This window comes from Alteromonas sp. 38 (assembly GCF_902506055.1).
GTDB classification, from domain to species: domain Bacteria; phylum Pseudomonadota; class Gammaproteobacteria; order Enterobacterales; family Alteromonadaceae; genus Alteromonas; species Alteromonas lipotrueae.
This window is the reverse complement of record NZ_LR733300.1, coordinates 1117259-1139323: the sequence shown is the minus strand read 5'-3', so window position 1 is coordinate 1139323 and position 22065 is coordinate 1117259. Positions and strand designations below refer to the sequence as shown.

General features: G+C 44.7%; 21 protein-coding genes and 1 tRNA gene. 6 read left to right on the top strand and 16 right to left on the bottom strand.

What is annotated here, in order from left to right:
- Window positions 1–3: 3 nt before the first annotated feature.
- The 12 genes from flgK to FLAVO9R_RS04785 form a co-directional block, all read right to left on the bottom strand.
- Window positions 4–2133, bottom strand: coding sequence for a flagellar hook-associated protein FlgK (flgK, locus tag FLAVO9R_RS04840; protein WP_159529283.1), 2130 nt, complete (start codon window positions 2131–2133; stop codon window positions 4–6).
- A gap of 17 nt (window positions 2134–2150) precedes the next feature.
- Window positions 2151–3101, bottom strand: coding sequence for a flagellar assembly peptidoglycan hydrolase FlgJ (gene flgJ / locus FLAVO9R_RS04835; protein WP_159529281.1), 951 nt, complete (start codon window positions 3099–3101; stop codon window positions 2151–2153).
- Window positions 3101–4213 (bottom strand): flagellar basal body P-ring protein FlgI, encoded by a 1113-nt coding sequence (locus tag FLAVO9R_RS04830; protein WP_159529279.1) that lies wholly within the window; start codon window positions 4211–4213, stop codon window positions 3101–3103. The genes flgJ and FLAVO9R_RS04830 overlap by 1 nt, the downstream gene beginning before the upstream one ends.
- Window positions 4214–4233: 20 nt before the next feature.
- Window positions 4234–4914, bottom strand: a complete 681-nt coding sequence (gene flgH / locus FLAVO9R_RS04825; RefSeq protein WP_057796302.1) for a flagellar basal body L-ring protein FlgH — start codon at window positions 4912–4914, stop codon at window positions 4234–4236.
- An 11-nt stretch (window positions 4915–4925) separates the two neighbouring features.
- Window positions 4926–5714 carry a flagellar basal-body rod protein FlgG gene (gene flgG / locus FLAVO9R_RS04820; protein WP_013785145.1) on the bottom strand — a complete coding sequence of 263 codons (789 nt, stop codon included), beginning with the start codon at window positions 5712–5714 and terminating at the stop codon, window positions 4926–4928.
- A 48-nt stretch (window positions 5715–5762) separates the two neighbouring features.
- Window positions 5763–6506 carry a flagellar basal body rod protein FlgF gene (locus FLAVO9R_RS04815; protein WP_159529277.1) on the bottom strand — a complete coding sequence of 248 codons (744 nt, stop codon included), beginning with the start codon at window positions 6504–6506 and terminating at the stop codon, window positions 5763–5765.
- Window positions 6507–6631: 125 nt separating this feature from the next.
- Window positions 6632–8008 (bottom strand): flagellar hook protein FlgE, encoded by a 1377-nt coding sequence (gene flgE / locus FLAVO9R_RS04810; RefSeq protein ID WP_159529275.1) that lies wholly within the window; start codon window positions 8006–8008, stop codon window positions 6632–6634.
- A 14-nt stretch (window positions 8009–8022) separates the two neighbouring features.
- Window positions 8023–8712: a flagellar hook assembly protein FlgD gene (flgD, locus tag FLAVO9R_RS04805; RefSeq protein ID WP_159529273.1), complete on the bottom strand. Its 690-nt coding sequence runs from the start codon at window positions 8710–8712 to the stop codon at window positions 8023–8025.
- A gap of 31 nt (window positions 8713–8743) precedes the next feature.
- On the bottom strand, window positions 8744–9166 hold the full coding sequence (gene flgC / locus FLAVO9R_RS04800; protein WP_159529271.1) for a flagellar basal body rod protein FlgC: 423 nt from the start codon (window positions 9164–9166) through the stop codon (window positions 8744–8746).
- Window positions 9167–9168: 2 nt separating this feature from the next.
- The gene (gene flgB / locus FLAVO9R_RS04795; protein ID WP_159529269.1) at window positions 9169–9600 is read right to left on the bottom strand and encodes a flagellar basal body rod protein FlgB; all 432 of its coding nucleotides are present in this window, start codon (window positions 9598–9600) and stop codon (window positions 9169–9171) included.
- A 178-nt stretch (window positions 9601–9778) separates the two neighbouring features.
- On the bottom strand, window positions 9779–10609 hold the full coding sequence (locus FLAVO9R_RS04790; protein WP_159529267.1) for a CheR family methyltransferase: 831 nt from the start codon (window positions 10607–10609) through the stop codon (window positions 9779–9781).
- A gap of 14 nt (window positions 10610–10623) precedes the next feature.
- Complete coding sequence (locus FLAVO9R_RS04785) at window positions 10624–11553, bottom strand: chemotaxis protein CheV (protein ID WP_129736996.1); 930 nt, start codon at window positions 11551–11553, stop codon at window positions 10624–10626.
- A gap of 208 nt (window positions 11554–11761) precedes the next feature.
- Here FLAVO9R_RS04785 and flgA point away from each other — a divergent pair, with 208 nt between their 5' ends.
- The 3 genes from flgA (at window position 11762) to flgN (ending at window position 13359) form a co-directional block, all read left to right on the top strand.
- Window positions 11762–12484, top strand: coding sequence for a flagellar basal body P-ring formation chaperone FlgA (flgA, locus tag FLAVO9R_RS04780; RefSeq protein ID WP_159529265.1), 723 nt, complete (start codon window positions 11762–11764; stop codon window positions 12482–12484).
- 103 nt (window positions 12485–12587) lie between these two features.
- Window positions 12588–12920, top strand: coding sequence for a flagellar biosynthesis anti-sigma factor FlgM (flgM, locus tag FLAVO9R_RS04775; RefSeq protein WP_126872017.1), 333 nt, complete (start codon window positions 12588–12590; stop codon window positions 12918–12920).
- 10 nt (window positions 12921–12930) lie between these two features.
- On the top strand, window positions 12931–13359 hold the full coding sequence (flgN, locus tag FLAVO9R_RS04770) for a flagellar export chaperone FlgN (protein WP_126872018.1): 429 nt from the start codon (window positions 12931–12933) through the stop codon (window positions 13357–13359).
- A gap of 97 nt (window positions 13360–13456) precedes the next feature.
- Here flgN and FLAVO9R_RS04765 read toward each other — a convergent pair whose 3' ends face one another.
- Window positions 13457–13909: an LPP20 family lipoprotein gene (locus FLAVO9R_RS04765; protein ID WP_159534391.1), complete on the bottom strand. Its 453-nt coding sequence runs from the start codon at window positions 13907–13909 to the stop codon at window positions 13457–13459.
- A gap of 356 nt (window positions 13910–14265) precedes the next feature.
- Here FLAVO9R_RS04765 and FLAVO9R_RS04760 point away from each other — a divergent pair, with 356 nt between their 5' ends.
- Together FLAVO9R_RS04760 and FLAVO9R_RS04755 are read left to right on the top strand one after the other, a co-directional pair.
- Entirely contained in the window at window positions 14266–15399 is a 1134-nt protein-coding gene (locus FLAVO9R_RS04760; protein WP_232370581.1) for a flagellar assembly protein T N-terminal domain-containing protein, read from the top strand.
- Between the two features lie 137 nt (window positions 15400–15536).
- Window positions 15537–15611 (top strand) — tRNA-Arg (locus tag FLAVO9R_RS04755).
- 41 nt (window positions 15612–15652) lie between these two features.
- On the opposite strand, the gene FLAVO9R_RS04750 is transcribed toward FLAVO9R_RS04755, so the two are convergent.
- Window positions 15653–16720, bottom strand: coding sequence for a transporter substrate-binding domain-containing protein (locus FLAVO9R_RS04750; protein ID WP_159529261.1), 1068 nt, complete (start codon window positions 16718–16720; stop codon window positions 15653–15655).
- Window positions 16721–17032: 312 nt separating this feature from the next.
- Between FLAVO9R_RS04750 and smrA the strand changes: the two genes are divergently transcribed.
- Window positions 17033–17623: a DNA endonuclease SmrA gene (gene smrA / locus FLAVO9R_RS04745; protein ID WP_159529259.1), complete on the top strand. Its 591-nt coding sequence runs from the start codon at window positions 17033–17035 to the stop codon at window positions 17621–17623.
- A 91-nt stretch (window positions 17624–17714) separates the two neighbouring features.
- Here smrA and FLAVO9R_RS04740 read toward each other — a convergent pair whose 3' ends face one another.
- Complete coding sequence (locus FLAVO9R_RS04740) at window positions 17715–17855, bottom strand: hypothetical protein (RefSeq protein ID WP_013785166.1); 141 nt, start codon at window positions 17853–17855, stop codon at window positions 17715–17717.
- Between the two features lie 236 nt (window positions 17856–18091).
- On the bottom strand, window positions 18092–21991 hold the full coding sequence (gene purL, locus FLAVO9R_RS04735; protein WP_159529257.1) for a phosphoribosylformylglycinamidine synthase: 3900 nt from the start codon (window positions 21989–21991) through the stop codon (window positions 18092–18094).
- Between the last annotated feature and the right edge of the window lie 74 nt (window positions 21992–22065).

Below are 22065 nucleotides of genomic sequence, written 5' to 3'. Positions count from 1 at the left end.
GTGTTACCTCGCCGCACTTAGAATAGTATCGAACAACTCCTGCGCTGTGCTCAATATTCTTGCTGCGGCAGAATAAGACTGCTGAAACTTAATCAGGTTTGCCGCTTCTTCATCTAGGCTCACCCCAGATACTGACTCAAACCAATTTTCCGATTGTGTTTTCATTGCTTCTGCTGAAGTCAAAGAAATGTCAGCCATGGCTGCATCTTCACCAATTCGCCCTACCATAGATGCATAGGCATCTTGAAAAGTACGTTGCTGATTGGTTGATTCACTGCTCACTTGCACTAGGTTCTCGTTCTGCAACGATGCGATTTCAAGTGCATTACTGTTGTCGTTAAAGCCATCAGTGTTGTAACTAATAGAAAAACTATCACCCGCTTTAGGTACGCCATCTAAACTAATGTCGTAACCCGGGTAGTCATTTAGTGATGAAAATGCTGCAGGCCAAGCAGGGCCGCTGCCACTACTTTCAGCCTGTGCTAATAAGTTACTTAAATTGGTCGCACCGGTCACATTGGTGATTACATTTGGCGGCGTTTCCCCATCAAGTACTTGATAGCTATCTTCTGCGGTAAAGACAATTTGAGCTGGCGCGCCAAACGTGCCACTGGGTGAACTGGCTAAATCATGTATTCCACCTGCGCCATCAAATGCAGATTGCTCAGTTCCGCCGCCGACTTCAGTGTTGGTGATTGTTACCCCGCTCACATTGGCGCTACCTAAATTCGTGGCATCCGCTTGGGCTCTTACTGGCGCCGCGAACGCGAGATCTTCAGGTCTGTTTGTGGCTAGCTCAATGGATGATGCAATAGTTTTGGTAGGTTGCATCAAAAACTCATCCCCTACCGCATAGGTTGAAGCTCCACCAAACTCTACTTCAATACCGCCAGGTAATTCATTAAACCCAGTAGTGACAGTGTAATTAGAAAAGACAATATCATTCCCAGAGCCGTCTTTTTGAGGTGTTCCGTCAGGATTTAAAAACGTAATTTCTATTTCGCTAGGAACCCCTGCCGCTACTGCCGTCACCTCAATTTGATAATCGGCGTCAGTAAGTTCAGCACTTTTGCCTGCAATAAGCTGACCGACAACCTGATAGTCTCCGTTGGTATCTTGTGTTTCCAATCCCCTAAAAGTAGGAATGTCGAAAATATTGCTGCCCAACTGACCGTCTAAATCCATACCTAGCTTGTTTTGGGTGTTGACAGCATCGGCAAAAGCAACGGAAAGCTGGCCTACGTCGCGCATGGCAGTACCAAGTACTTCGTTTCTATAACGAAATAGCCCACCTAAGCTGCCGCCTAAGTCACTCTCTACAATACGAACTGTGGTATCGTTTTTAGTTTGAGAACCAAAATCTGTTTCTAACTTTAGTTCTTTGTTGGTTGAGTCTGCACTCGTACTTATTTCAAATAAATTGAACGCGCCGTTATCTAATATAAGAGATTCGCCAGTGGTCAAATTCACGGTGATCGCACCGTTTTGACTTTGACTGTCTTTCACATCGATTGCCATAATAGAGGCAAGCTCTTCAACAGCGGCATCTCGTTTATTCATTAATGCGCTGGGTTCGTCGCTGGTGTTGTTCCCTTTGGCAATCACAATGTTTTTGTTTAGTTCGCCAATTGAGCTAATCAAACTATTGGTTCTATTAACTAAAGACGTGACTTCAAGGTTAAACTCTTCTTCCTTTTCCACCATGTAATCTGAGAGGGTTTTCATACGCTGGTATAGCGACTCTGATTTCCCTAATACCTGTTCACGTGAGGCCAAGTTTGTAGGGTCGTCTGACGCAGTTTGTACCGCTGCAAAGTAATCACTAATACCTTTAGATAGTGAGTTCGCCTCACCAGCCAGAAGGTTATCAATTGCAGAGGTTTTGGAAGAAAAAGCTTCTAGTTCACCCACCGAGGTTATGTCGCGACGAAGCTGGTTTTGCGCAAATACGTTAATAATTCGCTCTGTATTTCCAATTTCAACACCGAATACATCACTGTTAACTAACTCGGTTCGTTCACGTACGTACCCGGGCGTATTTACATTGGCAATATTATTACTGGTCGTTTGTAAAAGCTTACTACTGGCGTTTACACCACTGGTGGCAAGGGAAAATAAATCAACTGCGCTCATATATTAAACCCCTCTTCTTACGGCATTAAGCCGTTAAGCCTATCGCTGTTGTAAACGGCCATTATCTTGTTGGCGTAATTAGGATCCGTAGCATATCCAGCACTTTGTAGCTCGCGAGTATAGCGGTGTGCATCTGAGGCTTGTTCCACCGCATGCTGATAACGGGGCTGAGTGGTGATAAAGCGACCGTAGTCATCAACCGCCTCCTCTAATGACGCATAAGAACGAAATGCAGCTTTTTGCTTTTGTGGAATGCCGCTATTAAATTCAAGTGTATCGACAACCGCTTGCTCGCCTTCCCACTGCGAATTCGCTTTAATACCAAAAAGATTGTGCGAGCTTTCGCCGTCGGCATTGTGAATAACAAACTTACCCCAACCTGTTTCAACCGCGGCCTGCGCGATAATGGCTTTAGCATCCATACCGTATTTGTCAGCCACTTGTTCAGCATAGGGGCGTAAGGTTTCAACAAAATCTTCAGGGCTATCGAACATGCTATCTTTTGCGGCCGATTTCACTCCTTTAGACTCGGAAGCCAGCACGGTTTCTTGGGCTTGCTCTATAGCGATAACACGGTCGCGGTTCAGCGAATTCAAGTTGCCGTCACTACGAATCACACTGGCTGGTAAATAGCTGTCTTCAGATTGGCCCATTTGTTTGACGATAATGTCAGCCAAGCCCATGCCGCCCCCCGCCGTTAAATCGGTTGCAAGCTGTTGGTCGTGCATATCGCGATAAAATTTAACTTGTTGAGAATTGAACGGGCTGTCTTCATCAGCCAGGGCATCTTGCGCTTTACGCATCGACTTCAGCATCATTTGCACAAATATGGCTTCAAATTGTTCTGCCGCTTCTTGCAATACACTTTCATCACCCGAAGCAATAGCCTCGCGCATTTTATTAATACTGCCAAGGTCGTGGACATTACGTGCCATATCGAGCTGATTTTTTGAGCTGAATGCTTCCATTAGATAATCACCAATTCACCGTGAAGCGCACCGGCCTGCCTTAAAGCTTCTAAGATAGCCATTAAATCGCCAGGTGCAGCCCCCACCTCATTAACGGCCCGCACTAGCTGATCCAGTGTAACGCCAGGTTCAAATGAAAACATGCGGCTATCAGATAAATCCACATCAACAATCGACTGTGTGGTAACTACCGTTTCGCCGTCCGCAAACGCATTGGGTTGAGTAACTTGTTGGTTTTCTGAAATCGTCACAGTTAACCCGCCATGGGTTATAGCGGCAGGTAGTAATCGCACGTCTCGACCAATCACAATGGTGCCTGTGCGGCTATTGATGACAACCCGCGCAGGGGCATCAGCTGGTGTAAATTCGAAATTTTCCAGTGTGGCCAAAAAGCCCACTCGCTGACCAACATCTCTTGGTGCCGATACACGTACCGACGCGGCATCAATGGGCGTAGCGATGGAATAACCTTTTTCTGGCTGTGCACCCAATCGCTCGTTAATCACATCAGCTAAGGCTTTTGCTGTTGAAAAGTCAGGGTAATGCAAGTTCAATGTTAATGAGTCGCCATTGGCAAAACCGCTAGGGACGGTTTGCTCTACCATAGCGCCGTTAGGAATACGGCCTACGGTCGGCGTATTCACCACAATTCGCGAACCATCGCCGCCTTGTGCGCCAAAGCCACTTACTACCAAACTACCTTGCGCAACTGCATACACTTTGCCATCTACACCGCGAAGAAATGTCTGTAACAGCGTACCGCCTTGCAAGCTACTCGCTTCGCCTACTGACGACACAGTAATATCAATGGTTTGTCCTGGTTTAGTAAAAGCCGGCAGTTCTGCGTGTACAGCCACGGCTGCAACATTCTTAATTTTAGGTTTGGTGTTGGAATCTAAACTTATGCCGAAGTTACTTAGCATGGTACGAAAGCTTTGCTCAGTGAAAGGGCTTTGCTCACCGGTGCCGGGTAAGCCTACCACTAGGCCATAGCCTACTAATTGGTTGCTTCTCACCCCTTGGATACTTGCTAAGTCTTTAATGCGTTGTGCATTGGTATTGCCTGACAATACCAATGTAAATGCGATAATAACTACTGAAAACAAACGCATAATGATTCTCCTAGCCCCGCTTAAAGCGGCCACCATGATGATGTGAAAAACTTCGTAAGCCAGCCTTTCTCTTGCGCACTGGCAAAAGAGCCCGTTCCGCTGTATTGAATTCTGGCATTCGCTATTTTTGTCGATAGCACTTCATTTTCGGGGCTAATATCAGATAAGCGAATGATGCCCGTCAAACGGATGTATTCGTCGCCATGATTTAAGGTAAGCCACTTTTCACCGCGAATGACCAAATTGTCATTGGGTAGCACTTCAACTACGGTGACAGAGATATTTCCCGATAAACTGTTACTTTGGTTTGTCGCTGCATCCCCTGCAAAGTCGTTTGACGAACTTACGCCAAGCTGAACCGATTGCCCGCCAATATTTAACGCCTGGCCACCTAATCCAGTGATCGTGTCTAAATCTACCGTGGTATCTTTTGATGTCGACGTGCCAGCAGATTTACTCGCGTTAGTATTTTCACTTAACGTGATAGTAATAATGTCGCCAACCCGTCTAGCCGTCATATCTGAATACAAGCTATTGGCCATGTAAGAGCGGAACAGCGAACCATCTTCTACAATCTTCTCACGAGGATAATCAGGTACCACTGGAGCAAACGACGGGTCGTTTGCTTGAACCGGTGGCTGGTTAGTGCTTGCACAACCTGCCAATATTGCCACTGAAAGGAAGAGTCCGATAATTCGCATAACATTACTCACTAAAGTTGCTGAATGACTTGTCCAAGCATCTGATCCACAGATGAAATCACTTTCGAGTTCATCTCGTACAAACGTTGACTTTCAATCAAATTAACCAGCTCTTCGGTCACATTCACGTTAGAGGTTTCTAACGTACCTTGTGCAATCGTGCCTATACCTTGAAGGCCTGGTACACCTTGAATGGGCGCGCCACTTGATGCGGTTTCAACGTATAGGTTCTGCCCAATAGGTTGTAGACCCGTAGGGTTAATGAAGTCTGATAAGTTCATTTGCCCAAGCACTTGCGGCTCTGCTTGACCACGAATTGACACGCTAATTTCACCGTCTTGTGAAATCGTGATTTGCTGCGCATCTTCCGGAATAGCCACTTCAGGTTGGAGTAAAAAACCCGCGCCAGAAGTCACTATCTGACCTTGGTCGTTCATTGAAAACTGACCATTTCTTGAGTAGGCAATGGTGCCGTCAGGCTGCAAAATCTCAAAGTAGCCTCGCCCCTGAATAGACATATCTAACGCATTATCTGTGGTTAGCAAGTTGCCTTGGGTATGTGCTTTTTGTGTTGATACTACCTTTGAACCAGAACCTAACATAAGGCCAGAAGGTAATTCGGTATCAGCTGATGAGCGGCCACCAGGTTGGTTTATATTCTGATAAAGCAAGTCTTCAAAAATTGCTCTGTCTTTTTTAAAACCTACCGTTGATGCGTTAGCCAGGTTGTTCGATACCACCGCCACATCTGTTTGTGCGGCATCAAGACCTGTTTTACTTATCCACAATGCTGGGTGCATGGCGACCTCCTAACCTTTAAAGTTCGTATAACGAAATTGTTAACTATTCTAGAGAATGCGCAGTAATTGGTTGCCGCGAGTATCTAGCTCATCAGCTTGCTTCATCATCTTCACTTGAAGCTCATAGTGGCGCTGAAGGCTTATCATATTGACCATTTCGTCAACGGCATTAACATTCGAGCCTTCCAACATGCCAGACATCACTTTCACACCAGCGTTTGCTGGAGCTACCGTGCCGTCTTCCATTCTAAATAAACCATCAGTGCCTCGTTCCATATCGGCATAGTTCGGCTTAACCAATTTCAGCCGGCCAACATCTTCAATCACATTTTCTGGCGCGCCAAGCTGTCTCATTGACAACGTACCGTCCATACCAATATCTAGATTATCTAGGGGCACAGGAAGAAAGATTGGACCGTTATCACCTAAAACGGGGCGATTGTGCACATCTGTCAAAATACCGTCGTCACCTAACTTGAAGTTACCGTCACGAGAATAAGCTTCTTGCCCATTATCGTCTTGAACGGCAAACCAGCCATCGCCTTGTATAGCAACGTCTAAATCACGACCCGTTTGAATCATAGGGCCCGACTCATAGTTGTTTGACGGACTTTCGGTCATTGAAAAAACGCGAGACGGCAAACCTTCGCCGTAGGCAGGCATTGACCTTGCCTGTTCTAACTGAGCTCTAAACCCAGTTGTTTGCGCGTTAGCCAAGTTATTGGCACGTAACCCCGTACCTAAAAGGTCTTGAGATGCACCACTGGCAGCAATGTAGAGAAGTTTGTCCATGACTGACTTTTGACTCTGGTTAAACCATATACAGGTTTTGCAATCCCAGTGCCAACATGCACAAATCGAAGTGGATACAAAAAAACCGCAACTATGTTGCGGTTTTTTTACTTAAACATCACTGCTTATCGGATGTTCAGGATAGTCTGGTTCAGTGAGTTGTTCACTTCAAGCGCTCGAGAGTTCGCCTGGAAGTTCCGCTGTGCAATAATCATATCGATTAGTTCAGTGGTAAGGTTAACGTTAGCTTGCTCTAGGGCTGATGAGTTAATTTCACCAAAAGTACCCGTAGTCGCTTCACCCGCTAATGCTTCACCAGATAGAATGCTTTCTTTCCATTCCGTGCTGCTTTGCTGTGTTAAGCCTTGCTCATTGGCAAACCTCACTAGGGCCACTCGCACAATTGGCTCAGAAGTACCATTTGAGAAAGTCGCTCGAACCAAGCCATCTGGGCCAATATCGATACCGGTCAAACGACCAACAGGCAAACCATCTTGCTCTAATGACGTAACTTCGAATGCTGATGCGTATTGCGTAGGCTCAACAGTAGTGGCTCCGCTAGGCTCTAGGTTAAAATCAATGCCAATTTGCTGCGTTGCATCTGCACCATTTGATAAGGCTGAACCAAGCGCTTCAGTAGTTAACTTATAATCGGTAGTTTGAATGCCATCTGGCGATTCAATACCAATAAAGTCACCACCTTGAGAAAACACGAGTTTAGCGGCTGTAACGCCGTTACCTGTGTTAGTACCCAATGAGTTTACCGCTGTTGTAGGATCGGAATCTGTACCGGTAGAATTCACTAAATCAGTAAGTTGATCGTCAACCGCTGTAGCCACATACCATTCGTTGTCTGCCGCCACATCTTTAACGAAGTAATAGGTCATCACGTGGCTGTCGCCTAGTGAGTCATAAACCGTTACCGAGGTTGCCGCGTTATAGGTAAGTGGATCTTCCGGGTCGAATGCAGCAGGGTCTAAGCCCTGATCACCCGCAGGTAAGTTCATACGAATATCAACTTCTGAGGTTTGAGCTGGAGACCCTGACGAATCTGGAATTTGTACTGGCTCAGTGGTACTCAATGCAACTGACGAACTGGTAGAGTCTGAGTTAACGGGAAAACCTAAAAGTAAGTCGCCGTTACTGTTAACCACGTAATTGTCATCATCTAACTTAAACTGGCCAGCTCGGGTAAACGAGAAATCTCGTGAGGTTTCATCAGGAACGGTGGCAAAAAAGCCGTTCCCAGTGATCGCTAAATCAAGTGCTGTATTGGTGAACTGTAAGCTACCTTGAGAAAACTGCTGGGCTACATCTTGTGTCAAAACACCGTCGCCCACTTTGGTCTTACTGCCAGCCAAAAGTGATGTGGCGTACACGTCGCCGAATTCAGCGCGAGACTCTTTAAAGCCAACAGTATTCACGTTTGCGATGTTATTCGCGGTTACATCTAAATCTTTTTGTGCGGCAGCTACGCCACTTAGTGCAATATTAAAAGACATGCTTCTTTCTCCTGCTAACTGCCGATTTGAATAACGTCGTCAAGACTAATGCTGACTTCGCCATCTAAATTTAAAATGACGCCCTGACCGCTGCCGGCCAAACTAACACTTCCTACATGACGATTAATGGCTGTATTCAATTGAACGCCTTCACCATTTATTTCGCCTGTAGCACTGATTACGTAGTCGCCCGCTGGCATATCGTTGCCTTGGGTATCCTTGCCATCCCATTCAAATTGAATGTTGCCAGCGGCTTGTGTGCCAGCATCAATGGTCTTAATCACTTCACCGTATTGATTTTCAACAGTGATCGTCATGTTTTGTACGCTCTGCTCATTGACCACAACACCAGATACGCCTGCAGCGTCGCTAGACATGTGCCCTACGTTGCCCTGTACCAACACGTTCTGACCTATCAAGCTTGATGCTTGTAATGCCTGGTTAGATGTCATCGAGGCGGCGAATGACTCGAATTTATCATTCAACTGAGAAATACCATCAGCCATAGTGAATGATGTCATTTGCGCTACCATCTGGTCGTTATCTACGGGTTTAGTAGGATCCTGATTCGCTAATTGCTCGGTTAACATGGCAAAAAAGTCTTCTTGCGAAAGCTGTTGCTCTGTTCCATCGACAACCGGAACCGTCTCTTCTTGCCAGTAGAGTTCGTTGTTCAGGCCAGTGGTGTTGTTAATTGTGGTCACAGTATTTTCCTCACATTACCTACGCGGCAACTTATTGCCCTTGCCCTAGCTGCAATACCCGACGAAATATCTTTTTCGTGGTATCTGCAACCTGAACGTTGGTTTCATAGGCTTTTGATGCCGACATCATATTTGCCATTTCTTCCACGATGTTGACGTTAGGCTTATAGATATAACCTTCTTCGTCAGCCATTGGGTTATGCGGAGCATACTCAACTTGCAATGGTGCATCGCTTTCTACAATTCCCTTAACTTCAACACCCACGCCTTTGGATTGATCGCCCATAGCACGCTGTAACTCTGCGGCAAACACAGGGTGTCTTGCACGGTACGTTTCGTTATAACTACTGCTTACCGAATTCGCGTTGGCAATATTACTTGCGGTTGTGTTTAAACGAACATTCTCAGCTTCCATACCGGTACTGGAAATTGACATCACATTAAATAAGCTCATGATTACTGGCCTCCAGAACTAAGGGCTTTTTTCATACCTTTGACTTTACTGTTAATAAACTCAAGTGTGGCTTGATAGCGTAAACCGTTATCTAAAAAGCGGTTACGTTCTGCCTGTACTTCCACCGTATTACCGTCGCCGGTATCCGGTTGCGTGGGTATGCGGTATTGCATTTCAAAATTTGATGCTACCGACGATACATCGCCACCTATGTGTTTATCGTGCGTTCTTACTAAGCTTCCACCACCCAATTTGTGCTGCCCTTCTTGGGCGCTCATGGCTGACTCCATCGCTTTATTAAAGTCGATGTCTTTAGCTTTATAACCAGGGGTATTGGCGTTCGCTAGGTTTCCAGAGATGACTTCCATTCTGTCGGTGCGTATTGCTAACGCCGACTGATGAAACCCGACTAACTTGTCGAGATTAATGGCCATATTGAAAACTCCTAGCTGAGAAATTCCGTAAATACGTCATGAGTAAACAATGACGAATTATCTGTTATAGGATTTTACTAGCAAGGCAGATGCCAACCTGAAGATTGGCACTGTATAAAAACATAAAAAAACGAGGGGGGAATTGAAAATAATTAAATAAATTCAGCAATTTAAGTAGTTATTTTTTTTGATAATACAAACCAGGATTACATTTAATCATGGCGTAAGTATCACTTGCCGCACTGATAGATTCAGACGCGCCAAGGAAAAGGACACCGGCAGGTTGCAGCTGTCCGGCAATTTGTTGCAGTATCTTTTGTTTTACATCTGCCGAAAAATAAATCAGCACATTGCGGCAAAAAACGATGTCGAAGCGGCCAAGTGCTGCATAGGAGGTTAACAAATTCAAACTTCTGAATGATACCATGTTGCGCACTTCTGGCTTTACCTGCATCTGGCCACTTTCGTGGGATTGGAAGAACATAGCCCTACGTTGTGGCGATAACCCTCTAGCAAGCGAAAGTTCATCGTATAGCCCTTGGCTACACTTGTTTAGCATTTCAGAAGAAAGATCGGTGGCTATAATTTCAACCCCTTGCCTAAGCAATCCAGGTCGCTGTTTTTGAAACTCTAATATCGACATAGCAATAGAGTATGGCTCTTGTCCGGACGAACAAGCTGCACTCCAAATTCTAAGTTTCTGGTTTTTCGTTGCCAGTTGAGGAAGTAAATCGCGTTGTAGCAACTCAAACGGGTAGGTATCTCTAAACCACAATGTTTCGTTCGTGGTCATTGCATCAATGACGCTTTGTAAAAGGCTACGATCGTAACCTTTTACAACCACATCAATCAGCGCATCAGTATTGTCATAGTCATGTTTATATAACAAAGACGCAAGCCTGCTTCTTACCAGATATTGCTTGTTTTCCCCGAGTACTATTCCACATTGTTTCTCGAGGAAGTGCCGAAACTTTTCATAGCTTGTCGGCGACACATTTTTATTATCCAACCCCTACCGCTCCGTTATTCACAATCCGTCATTAACCACTTCTGAACTGCTGTTGCTAGTTCATCGGGGTGAAATTTCGCAATAAAGTCATCCGCTCCCACTTTCTGAACCATCGCTTGGTTGAATACACCGCTTAAAGAAGTATGAAGTACAACATGAAGCTTTTGAAGTTCAGGTGTATTCTTAATTTCAGCTGTAAGGGTGTAACCGTCCATCTCCGGCATTTCTATGTCGGACACTAATACCCCAATTCGCTTGGTGATATCACCATATTCTTCCGCGATTTCCTTCAAGCGGTTTAACGCTTCCAAACCGTTTTTTGCCAGCTCAATTTCTAGCCCGAGCGAGGTTAGCGCTTTTTTAACTTGGTTTCTTGCCACCGCTGAATCATCAGCAATGAAGATAATTTTGTCTTCTTTACCTTCCGTAGTAAGCCCTTCAGCAACATCGGCGCTTACTTCAGCATTTAGTGGTGAAATTTCGTTAAGGATTTTTTCAACGTCGAGAATTTCAATTAACTCGTTTTCAACTTCAGTAACAGCGGTTAAGTAACTTGCTCGGCCTGTCCCCTGTGGAGGCGGCATAATGGCATCCCAGTTAGTGTTAATAATGCGCTCAACAGCGCCCACTAAAAAACCTTGAACAGAACGATTGTATTCAGCAATAACGATAAAAGCGTTTGATAAATCTTCAATACGCTTGCCGCCCGTCGCCATGCTTAAATCGATGACAGAAATAGTTTGCCCACGAATATGTGCTATTCCGCGAACTAGCGAGTTCAACTTCGGCATTGAAGTCAGTGGTGGACACTGGAGCACTTCACGTACTTTAAAGACGTTTATACCAAAGCGTTGACGACCATTAAGCCTGAACAACAATAACTCAAGACGGTTTTGACCAACTAATTGGGTTCGTTGGTTAACCGAGTCTAAAATTCCCGACATATCTCACCTCTTTTTAATACTGGGCATGATCATTGCCTTCACTAAAGAGAATAGACAATATCACTAAATGTATGCAGGTCAAACGACAGAAAAATGACGGTTTCGCTGCATGTACAACTTAATCACGGACGTACGCAAGTTATTGTCTCAACCTAATTTGTCTTATAAGCATAGACAATAACTCAGTAAGTGAACACGAAAAGTGACTATGAAAAATTTAAAAAATGTAAAATCTTGGCTTACAGGAATTCGTCTGCCACTTTTCACTACTATGGCGGCAGTTATTTTAGCGCCTTACAGTTACGCTGAAACGATGCACGATGTGGTGAATAAGGGCGCAGAAGAATACTTGCTGTCGACCCTTAGTATACACGATGAAAACACCGATATTGCGGTAAGCATTGCTGAAGTAGACGAAAGAATTAATATTCCTCAGTGTCCGACGGGATTTCAATTCCACGCATCTGATGAATCTTTGGGCCAATCTTATATTTCTGTGCGGGTAAGTTGCACAAATAATGACTGGTACTTGTTTACCAGCGCCCAAGTGACAAGAACGAAAGAAATTGTGGTTACTTCTGGCGCGGTTAGCCCTGGCACTGTGCTTTCTGCATCTAATCTGACGTTGGCATCCGTAGATATAAAGCGTCTTCGATACAGTGCATTTACCGATGTAGATGCATTGATTGGCGCTCGAATGAAACGTCGAATTGTTGATGGCCAAGCTGTGCAATCAAATATGCTATGCTTTGTGTGCAAGGGCGATAGAATTACCATTCGTGCATCATTGGGTGGGATGGCGGTTAAAACATCTGGAATAGCACAACAAGATGGTGTTATTGGCGATACCATAAAGGTGCTCAATGCCAGTAGCCAAAAGCCCGTGATAGCGGAAGTCGCCAGCGCTCAAGAAGTCGTGGTACACTTGTAGTTCAGCGTGCTAAAAAACTACGTTTTCGTTGTATAAAAACCTAAAGAAAAGAAGGTTTGTGCCGATAACTTGTACAGAGGCGAAAAGGTAGTGGAGAAATATTATGGCAATTAACAATGTAAACAATGGGTTACCCAAAACACCCGTTGATAATACAAAAATTTCGCAACAGAATCAGGCACAGCAGTCGCAACAGCAACAAGCGACGTCTAACAATGCATCTGTTGCTCAAGCACCACGACAAGATTCAGTATCCTTGACTCAGTCTGCACAGCAGTTGAATCAAGTTCAGAAGAAAGGTTCTGAAGCGCCTGTAAATCAGGAAAAAGTCGATCGTCTTAAAAAAGCGATATCAAGTGGTGAATACAAAGTTAACCCTGAAGTGTTAGCGAATAAAATCGCTAAGCTTGAGGGTGAGATTTTTGGCCAAAAATAATTAGGTTTCTATGACTAGTCATCTTTATTCAGCGTTATCACAACAGGTCACTAACTTAGAGGGCCTGTGCTTGATGCTGGAAAAAGAATTACATTTAATTAGCTCACGAGATGCAGAAACCTTGATGAGTCTTTTAGAAGATAAGTCTAAATTACTAGAGTCTATTCAATCTACGGACCAAAAAGTCGAGGCGTTATATCGCCAAACTACAGACGAAACGATTAGTGCAGATGAACAAGGGTTAATGGATAATGCGAAAAGTCTGTTAGAAGACTGTAAGTATAAAACCCAAATCAATCAGAAAGCCGTAGAGCAAGGACAGCTTCGCCTCACACACTTACGGAATCTGATGTTAGAAGTTCGCGCTAAAGAGTCGTTAACCTACGATAAGAAAGGTAAGCCAAATGCAGGCCGTTTAGGTTCAGGTATTAGCGCCTAAGTAATGCACTCGTTACCGAAAGCCCCAATAAAAGCACAAAAAAGCGCGTTTAATACGCGCTTTTTTGTGGGTGCTATTTAGCCATACATCGAAATACTTAATAGTATTTGATGTCTTTTATTCTTTGTGGCTTCGCTGTCGTCAAATAAATGTCGTACACGCGATGCATATCTAGCTCAAGTTCGGTGGCATAGGTGTCTTCACCCACGGGGTAACTTTTTATTACCCTAGCCCCTCTAATAACGCCCTCTACAGAAGCCCGCAAGGTTTCATTATCCACCACAAGGCTAGACAGTGATTGATTACCTTCAATACGCTGTCCGTACACCTGCTCTGCAAGTTCTCTGTAAGCCTCTAGTTTTGATGCTTTAATTGCCATCAATGTTTTCACGGTTTCGCTTTCACCCCGTTGCGACATAATTGGGGCATATCCAACGGCACTTAGCACAGGGTAACTGTCTGGCTCAACCGTCTCCCACTCCACATGTTTGTCTACAAATAGACTACATCCTGATAAACCTGTTAGTGCAGCAAATAAAGCCACCGTCATCCATGCTCGGCTACGAATCAATTTTTCAAAAAACACCATTAGAGAAACCTCATTCTCAATTTTTCTATTAGTGGATAAGCAATGTTTACGCCTAAATTTTAAATTTGAAACATTGGCATCTATTTCGCTTATTATAAGTTGGAGCAAAAATTGACATAAAGTCGAAAAAAAACTGATTAAAGAATCTGATACAAAAGAATACTGGCTTAAATTAACTGATGTAGTGCCCTCTTATCGCACTGCAACAAAAGGACAAGACTGTGCTTGGCATACAAACATTCGCTAAACTAACGTTAACTAGCGTGTCTTCTGTGAAAAGAAGATATCAAGCTAGATACGCCAAGGTCGCCTTTTTTATGGCGCTGTTTTGCCTTGCTTTAGTGTCAACAGGGCAAAGCCATGCCGCTTGGTATGAAGCCAAAGGCCAAGCAGTTATCGTGAACGGTAATAAAGAAAAAGCACGTAGAGACGCCACAGAAGAAGCCCTCAAACAAGCATTGTTATTCGCAGGTGCCTCGATAAGCAGTGTTCAGCAGCTCACAAATGGGTTACTTGAAAGTGAAGACATTACCATTAGTAGTTCAGGTGAAGTGGATCATCTCGAACTCACTGATGAAGTATGGCATAGCGACTATGTTACCGTAAGCGTCAGGGCGGATATCTTTCCTGCGGCTAAACAATGTACCGCAGTTGAGTATGATAAAAATATTGCCACCAGTTACTTCATGGTAGAAAACCGCAATCATTTAGTTGAAGGAAAAATCCCTAACTTTTCCGAGGCAGTCACAAGAAAGCTGGCTACCGAAATGTCGGCGCAGGCGCAGAATTTGAATTTAGCGTACATTGCTCCACACACCACACGATGGGGAGTTAATGGGCTTGAAGAAAATGTGCGCGCATTATCACAACAATCAAATGCACAGTTTGTTTTAATCGGCAGCATTAATGACGTTAGTGTTGAAAGACAACGCCCTTCTTCGATTGCGTTCTGGAAAGAAGAAAAAGCCACCCGTTACTTTTCGCTAAGCATTAAGGTTTTCGACGGTATAAATAGCGGCTTGCTGCTGCAGCAAGATTACATAACTGAAGCAAATTGGCCTTTTGACCGGTTTACCGATGTAGACGAATTTTCGTCAACCTTTTGGCGGACAGATTACGGCAATGCAATTAAAAAGCAGATGCAGCAGTTAACCGCTGATATTAACGAGACTATTGCCTGTCAGCCTATGACTGGCAGAGTGCTTAATGTTGCCGGTTCGCATATTTCAGTATCATTGGGCCGCGATAATGGCATACAAAATGGTGATGAGCTTTTTGTCTATCAAACCAGCGAAATTATCGACAGACACGGTAAGGCCTATTTGCAGTACCATATTTACCCCGGTGCATTTGTTGTTGAAAATGCTTATGGCAATACTGCCAGATTGATTCATAAAGACAGTGGTATTATTGCGAATATTCAAGAGAGTGATTTCGTTATCAAACGATAGTTCGGTTACAGCGTCTACTAATTACATAGAAGAACTAAACAACCGCTCACCCTTTATAGCAGGGTACAAAACTTAGATAAAGGTTTTTAAACCAAAGGGTTCCGTTCGCGGATTAAGTTCGTATAATAGCCTTGTAGGTCCCCATAGTTTAATGGATAAAACAAGGCCCTCCTAAGGCTTAGATGTTGGTTCGATTCCAGCTGGGGACGCCATCAATCTTAACCGCAGTCACGGAATGTAATCTTACCTAACGCTATTTCCCAAGATAGTGGTCTACTATCTCTTGCCACTCGTCAGTCTCTATCACTCTAAGTAACGCAGTATTAATCTTTTCTCTTTGCGCACTGTTTTCTGGTAACGCAATAGCATAGTCCTGACGTTCAATAACCTCGGGTAAAATAAGAATACTGTCATCAAAGTTGTTTTTAGTTAAGTACTGTAAAATGGGCTTATCGTAAACAAAAGCATCTAGGTCGCCTGATGCCAATTGTGACAAACCTTTTTCAACGCTTTCAAGTCGCTTAAATCCTATATTTTCTTTTCGTAAAAATACACTACTTGCAGAGTTTGCCAATGTAGCCACCCGCACATTAGGTAAGTCCTCAAGCCCTTTAACGCTCGAAGATAGTTGGCTAACAGTAAGGCTTGTGGCAATTGCAGCGGTAAAGCTACTGATTAAAATGATCGCTGCAAACATCCATATAAAACCGATTACCCTTCCACCAAGGGTAACAGGGGCTTTATCGCCATACCCTACTGTGGTCATTGTCACCGCCGCCCACCAAAAGCTAGCACCTAAACCTTGCTGGGTTGAGCCGCCAAACATCTCGGCGTTGCGCTTTCTTTCAAACAGCCACAGTAACGCCCCTACCGCGAGCAGCAACCCGCACAAAGCTGAAAGTGCAACTAAAAATTCCCAGCTGAAAAAACCTTTAACGGCTGACATCCAACGATTACCTTCACTAGGCACCGCAATAGCCAACCCTGTAGTATAAAAAGGATGCGTAAAATCGATAACCGACTCTCGCTGCGAATTTACGGTAAGCGCAGCAACAGATGCATCAAAACGACCATTTTCTACTCCCTCCACCAGCTCAACCAGTGAAGCTTCGGTCAACGCATAATCGGTAGACGTTAATTCTGCAATTTGTTCCCAAAGTGCAATACTTATACCTTCAAAAGAACCGTCTTCATTTTTAATGACAAACGGCGGCGCGACCTTCGTAGCAATAACCTGTTTTGGCTCATTATCATTGGTTTGCGCCATACTTGGCAGCATGACACTCAAGCTAAACACTATAATAGTGATCATTCGACTCATTGTATTCATACCTGTCCCTGTGGTTGGTTTACCTCTAAACTACTTTTAAGCCACTTCTACTAATAGTAACCCATCGGTAAATTTGCGACGTATAAGATTCAATCGCCAATAATTAAAAACTATCTCGACTTCAGCTTTTAAAATGATGCTACTTTAAGATTAGCCCATGATATATGAGCATAGAAAATTCAACAAACAGCCCCATATTGATTCTTAGTAAGACAGTGCTCACTCAGGCCAACGTTGTAAAGTAATATTGGCGTAGCGAATACATTCATGACAGTGACGCTTCGCTGAGTGTGGGAGAAAAATATGACTAATTTTGAAACAAATGACGATTTACATTCGTTCTTTGCAGAAATGCAGGATGTAAAACCTATAAAACCTTCAAACAAAGCGTTGTTGCATGATACAGAGAGTGCGATAGCTGAAAAAAAGCGGCGCGCTGCTCGTCAACGCAGTGAACGGGAAAAGCTGAAAAGCCCGCTAAGCTTAGAAGGGGTAACACCAGTAAAGCCTGACGATTTCATTTTATTCCAACAACCGGGTATTCAAGATGGTGTGTTCAAAAAATTACGCATGGGTAAATACCCATTAGAAGAAACCCTTTCTCTAAGTGGCATGACCATTGAACAAAGCAGAGATGCGCTTTATAAAGCCATAACCGACTCTCATAAACGGGGCGTGAGAGCATTATTAATTAAGCACGGTAAGGGTATAGAAAGTAAACCTTTTCCTGCTTACAAGAAAAGCTTTGTCAATCACTGGTTGCTTGAATTAGAAGAGGTGATTGCCTACCACACAGCGCAGCCTATGCACGGCGGGTTTGCAGCTACGTATGTATTATTGAAGAAACATCCCGATCAGAAATTGATCAATAGAGAGAAAAATAGGAAAGGATAAAAGCGCAAGATACATTAAATAAATTGGTATAGCGGAGTGATTAACGCCAGTATCTGTAAACAGATACTGGCGTTAGAATTTCACTTTCAGACTACTTAACTGAAGACTGCACAACTAGCGTTGAAGTAACGTCGGCAGATTTAGCTGAACTGCTGAAAACAGCAGTAACAAACATCAGCACAACCGCTATGGCTACTCCGGTTAAGCCAAACCCTTTTGATGAACGATTCATTCGTCGTCTCTTGTTATCAACACCAACAATATCTTTTGTTGGTACAACCCTTAAAACACACTCCTGTAACCAGTCTGCAATCCCTGCATTGCACTACAATAGATCAGTGACTTATCGAAGACAAGCCCTCAGTACAAATTTTTGACACTTTGCCAATCTATTGACGTGCTTCACGCTCATTTAACTGAAAAAGTAGAGATAAGAACATCTTACCTCTACTATGCCTAAGCGCGTTTTTATCCAACGAAACGACGCGCATTTCTGAAGATACGCATCCACGCACCATCTTCTTGCCAATCGTCTGGACGCCATGAGTTTGCTACTGCCCTGAACACGCGCTCAGGGTGAGGCATCATGATAGTGCTGCGCCCGTCAGAAGAGGTTAATCCTGTAATCCCCTCAGGCGAACCGTTCGGGTTAGCAGGGTATTGCATAGTGGGCTGGCCGTAGTTATCAACATAACGAAGTGCCACTTGCGATGCTACAGACAAAAGCGCGCTGTCGCTGGAAAATTCGGCTTGCCCTTCACCGTGCGATACCGCAATAGGCATGCGTGAACCGGCCATGTCTTGCAATAACACAGAAGCCGATTTAGTCACTTCTACCATGGCTACACGGGCTTCAAAACGTGCCGATTGGTTGGCAACAAAGTGTGGCCAATGTTCCGTGCCAGGAATGAGCGACTTCAAATTAGACAGCATTTGGCAACCGTTACATACCCCTAAACTAAAGGTACTGTTACGGTCGAAGAAGGCAGCAAATTGATCCCGTGCAACTGCATTGAACAAGATAGATTTCGCCCAACCTTCTCCGGCTCCAAGAACGTCACCGTATGAGAAACCACCACACGCAGCTAAACCCGCAAAGTCATCAAGGGTGACTTTTCCGGCAAGAATATCACTCATGTGCACATCAATAGCATTAAAACCAGCACGATTGAATGCGGCCGCCATTTCAAGGTGCGAGTTTACGCCCTGCTCGCGTAAAATAGCCACTTTAGGTTGTATGCCTTTGGCAATATAGGGCCCGGCAATATCTTCATTTACGTTGTACGTTAGCGCAGCATGTAACCCTGGATCGGCGGCATCCTGCTTAGCAGCATGTTCTTGCTCCGCACAAACTGGGTTGTCTCGAAGCTTCTGCATCGCCAAGGTGGTTTGCGCCCACGCAGTGCGCATAGCTACGCGACTATCGTTAAGCACTGCCACATTATCTCGAGTAAATTCGATAGTATCAGTAGTGTTTAACGTACCGATGTAATGACTAACACTGGTTAAATCGTAAGACGCGAGTACAGCATTAACTTCCTCGATGTCTTTGTCTAACACTTGAAGCACGCCGCCAAGTTCTTCATTAAACAATACGGATAAGTCTGAACCCGCTTCTGATCCTGAAATGCTATCAAGCGCAATACTTACACCGGTTTTACCTGCAAAAGCCATTTCGGCTACGGTGGTGAATAGTCCGCCGTCAGAACGGTCGTGGTAAGCCACAACCAGTTGTTTCTCAATTAGCGTCTGCACTGCATTAAAGAAGGCCTTTAAACGCTGCGCCGAAACCACATCGGCAGGTGCATCACCTAGTTGCTCGTATACTTGTGAAAGACAACTTGCGCCAAGGCGGTTCTTGCCTTCACCTAAATCGATTAGCAACAGTTGGCTGTCGCCTTTATCGGTGCGAAGTTCTGGTGTTACCGTCTTACGAATATCTTTTACGGCACCGAAAGCAGAAATCACTAACGATAACGGTGACGTTACCGCTTTATCTTCGCCTTCCTCTTGCCACGCGGTTTTCATCGACATGGAGTCTTTGCCCACCGGAATGGTTAATCCTAATTCAGGACAAAGCTCTTCACCTACGGCCTTTACCGCTTCATACAAACCAGCGTCTTCACCAGGGTGACCTGCCGCCGCCATCCAGTTTGCTGAAAGCTTGATTCGGGTTAAATCGCCAATATTTGCTGCAGCAATATTAGTTAACGCTTCACCTACGGCTAAACGCGCTGACGCCCCATGTGATAACAAAGCAACTGGGGTTCTTTCACCCATCGCCATAGCTTCACCATGATAAGTATCAAAGGCAGAGGCAGTCACGGCTACATCGGCTACAGGTACTTGCCAAGGGCCAACCATTTGGTCACGGTTAACTAAACCTGTTACCGAGCGATCGCCAATGGTTATAAGGAAGGTTTTTTCCGCCACAGTAGGTAAAGACAATATACGGGTTGCCGCGTCAGCTAGTGTAATATCACTTTCATCAAAACCTGTGGCTTCTAATGGCGTGCTGATAACGTCGCGATGCATTTTAGGCGGCTTGCCAAGTAACACATCAAGGGGCATATCAATAGGCTGGTTATCGAATTGGCTGTCGTTTACATTCAATTCTTGTTCAGCTGTGGCCTCGCCTACTACCGCGTAGGGTGCACGTTCACGGGCACAAATCGCTTCAAACACTGGCATGTTTTCTGGTGCTACCGACATCACGTAACGCTCTTGTGATTCGTTGCACCATAATTCCAGTGGTGTCATACCTGGTTCGTCAGACAATACGTTACGCAGTTCAAATTTACCGCCACGTCCGCCATCGTTAACTAATTCAGGCAATGCGTTTGATAAACCACCCGCACCCACATCGTGAATAAATTGAATGGGGTTGTTATCGCCTAACTGCCAGCACGCATCGATAACTTCTTGGCAACGACGCTCCATTTCTGGGTTTTCACGCTGTACCGAGGCAAAATCTAAATCTTCATTTGACTGACCAGAAGCCATGGAAGACGCTGCGCCCCCACCAAGACCAATGTTCATCGCAGGGCCGCCAAGCACGATAAGTTTAGCCCCTACCGTGATTTCGCCTTTTTCGATATGTTCACGACGAATATTACCCAAGCCACCCGCAAGCATAATAGGCTTGTGGTAACCGCGTACTTCAACGCCATTGAAGCTATTCACTTCTTGCTCGTAGGTACGGAAGTAGCCAAGCAAATTTGGGCGACCAAATTCATTGTTAAATGCTGCGCCACCTAACGGGCCATCTAGCATAATATCTAATGCGCTAACGATACGTTGTGGTTTACCGTAGTCTTTTTCCCACGGCTGCTCTAAGCCTGGAATACGTAAGTTAGACACGCTAAATCCACCTAAACCCGCTTTTGGCTTAGAGCCACGACCGGTAGCACCTTCATCACGAATTTCACCACCTGAACCGGTTGCCGCACCTGGGAAAGGCGAAATAGCCGTGGGGTGGTTGTGGGTTTCCACCTTCATAAGAATATCGATATTCTCATGATGGTATTCGTATTGGTGTGTTTGTGGATTGGGAAAGAAACGCCCTGCTTCCCATCCAGACATAACAGCAGCGTTGTCTTTATACGCTGAGTAAACATGATCGGGTAACACTTCAAACGTGTTTTTGATCATTTTGAACAAGGATTTATCTTGTTCTTGCCCGTCGATTGTCCAACTGGCGTTGAAAATTTTGTGACGGCAATGTTCAGAGTTTGCTTGTGCAAACATGTATAGCTCTACGTCGGTGGGGTTACGCGCCAAACGCGTAAAGCTTTCGAATAAATACTCTATTTCATCATCAGCCAATGCTAAACCAAGCTGAATATTGGCATCAACCAACGCTTGTTTGCCATCTTCTAGTATTGCTACTGAAGTAAAGGTTTTCGCCGTGGTATGTGCAAACAATACTTCTGCCGCTGCTGTATCAGGAAAAACGGTTTCCGTCATACGGTCATGCAAGTGGGCAGCAACAAGGCTGTAGTCCGCCTCGCTAAGCGGCTGCTCTGCTTCTATATAAAAAGCACAGCCTCGTTCTATACGATTAATCGTGTTCAGACTACAATTGTTCGCTATATCAGTTGCTTTGGTAGACCAAGGAGAGATGGTGCCTGGTCGGGGTGTTACCACGAAGAGGTTGCCAGTTGGCGTTTGGGTTTGTCGGGCAGGCCCGTAGGTAAGCAGCTTTTTAAGTATTTCTAATTGCTGCTGCGAGAGTTCACCATCTGAATCGATAAGGTGAATATATTCGCTATATAGGTTTTTCACCTTAATGCCGGATTGACCCAGCTTTGCAATCAGTTTAGTTTGGTGAAACTCTGATAGTGCGGGAGCGCCTCGAAGGACCAACATATTGCTTTACCTGGTTGTTCAGAAACAACGACCATCAATGGGACGCGTTGCCTCTGTAATTGATGAATATTTCG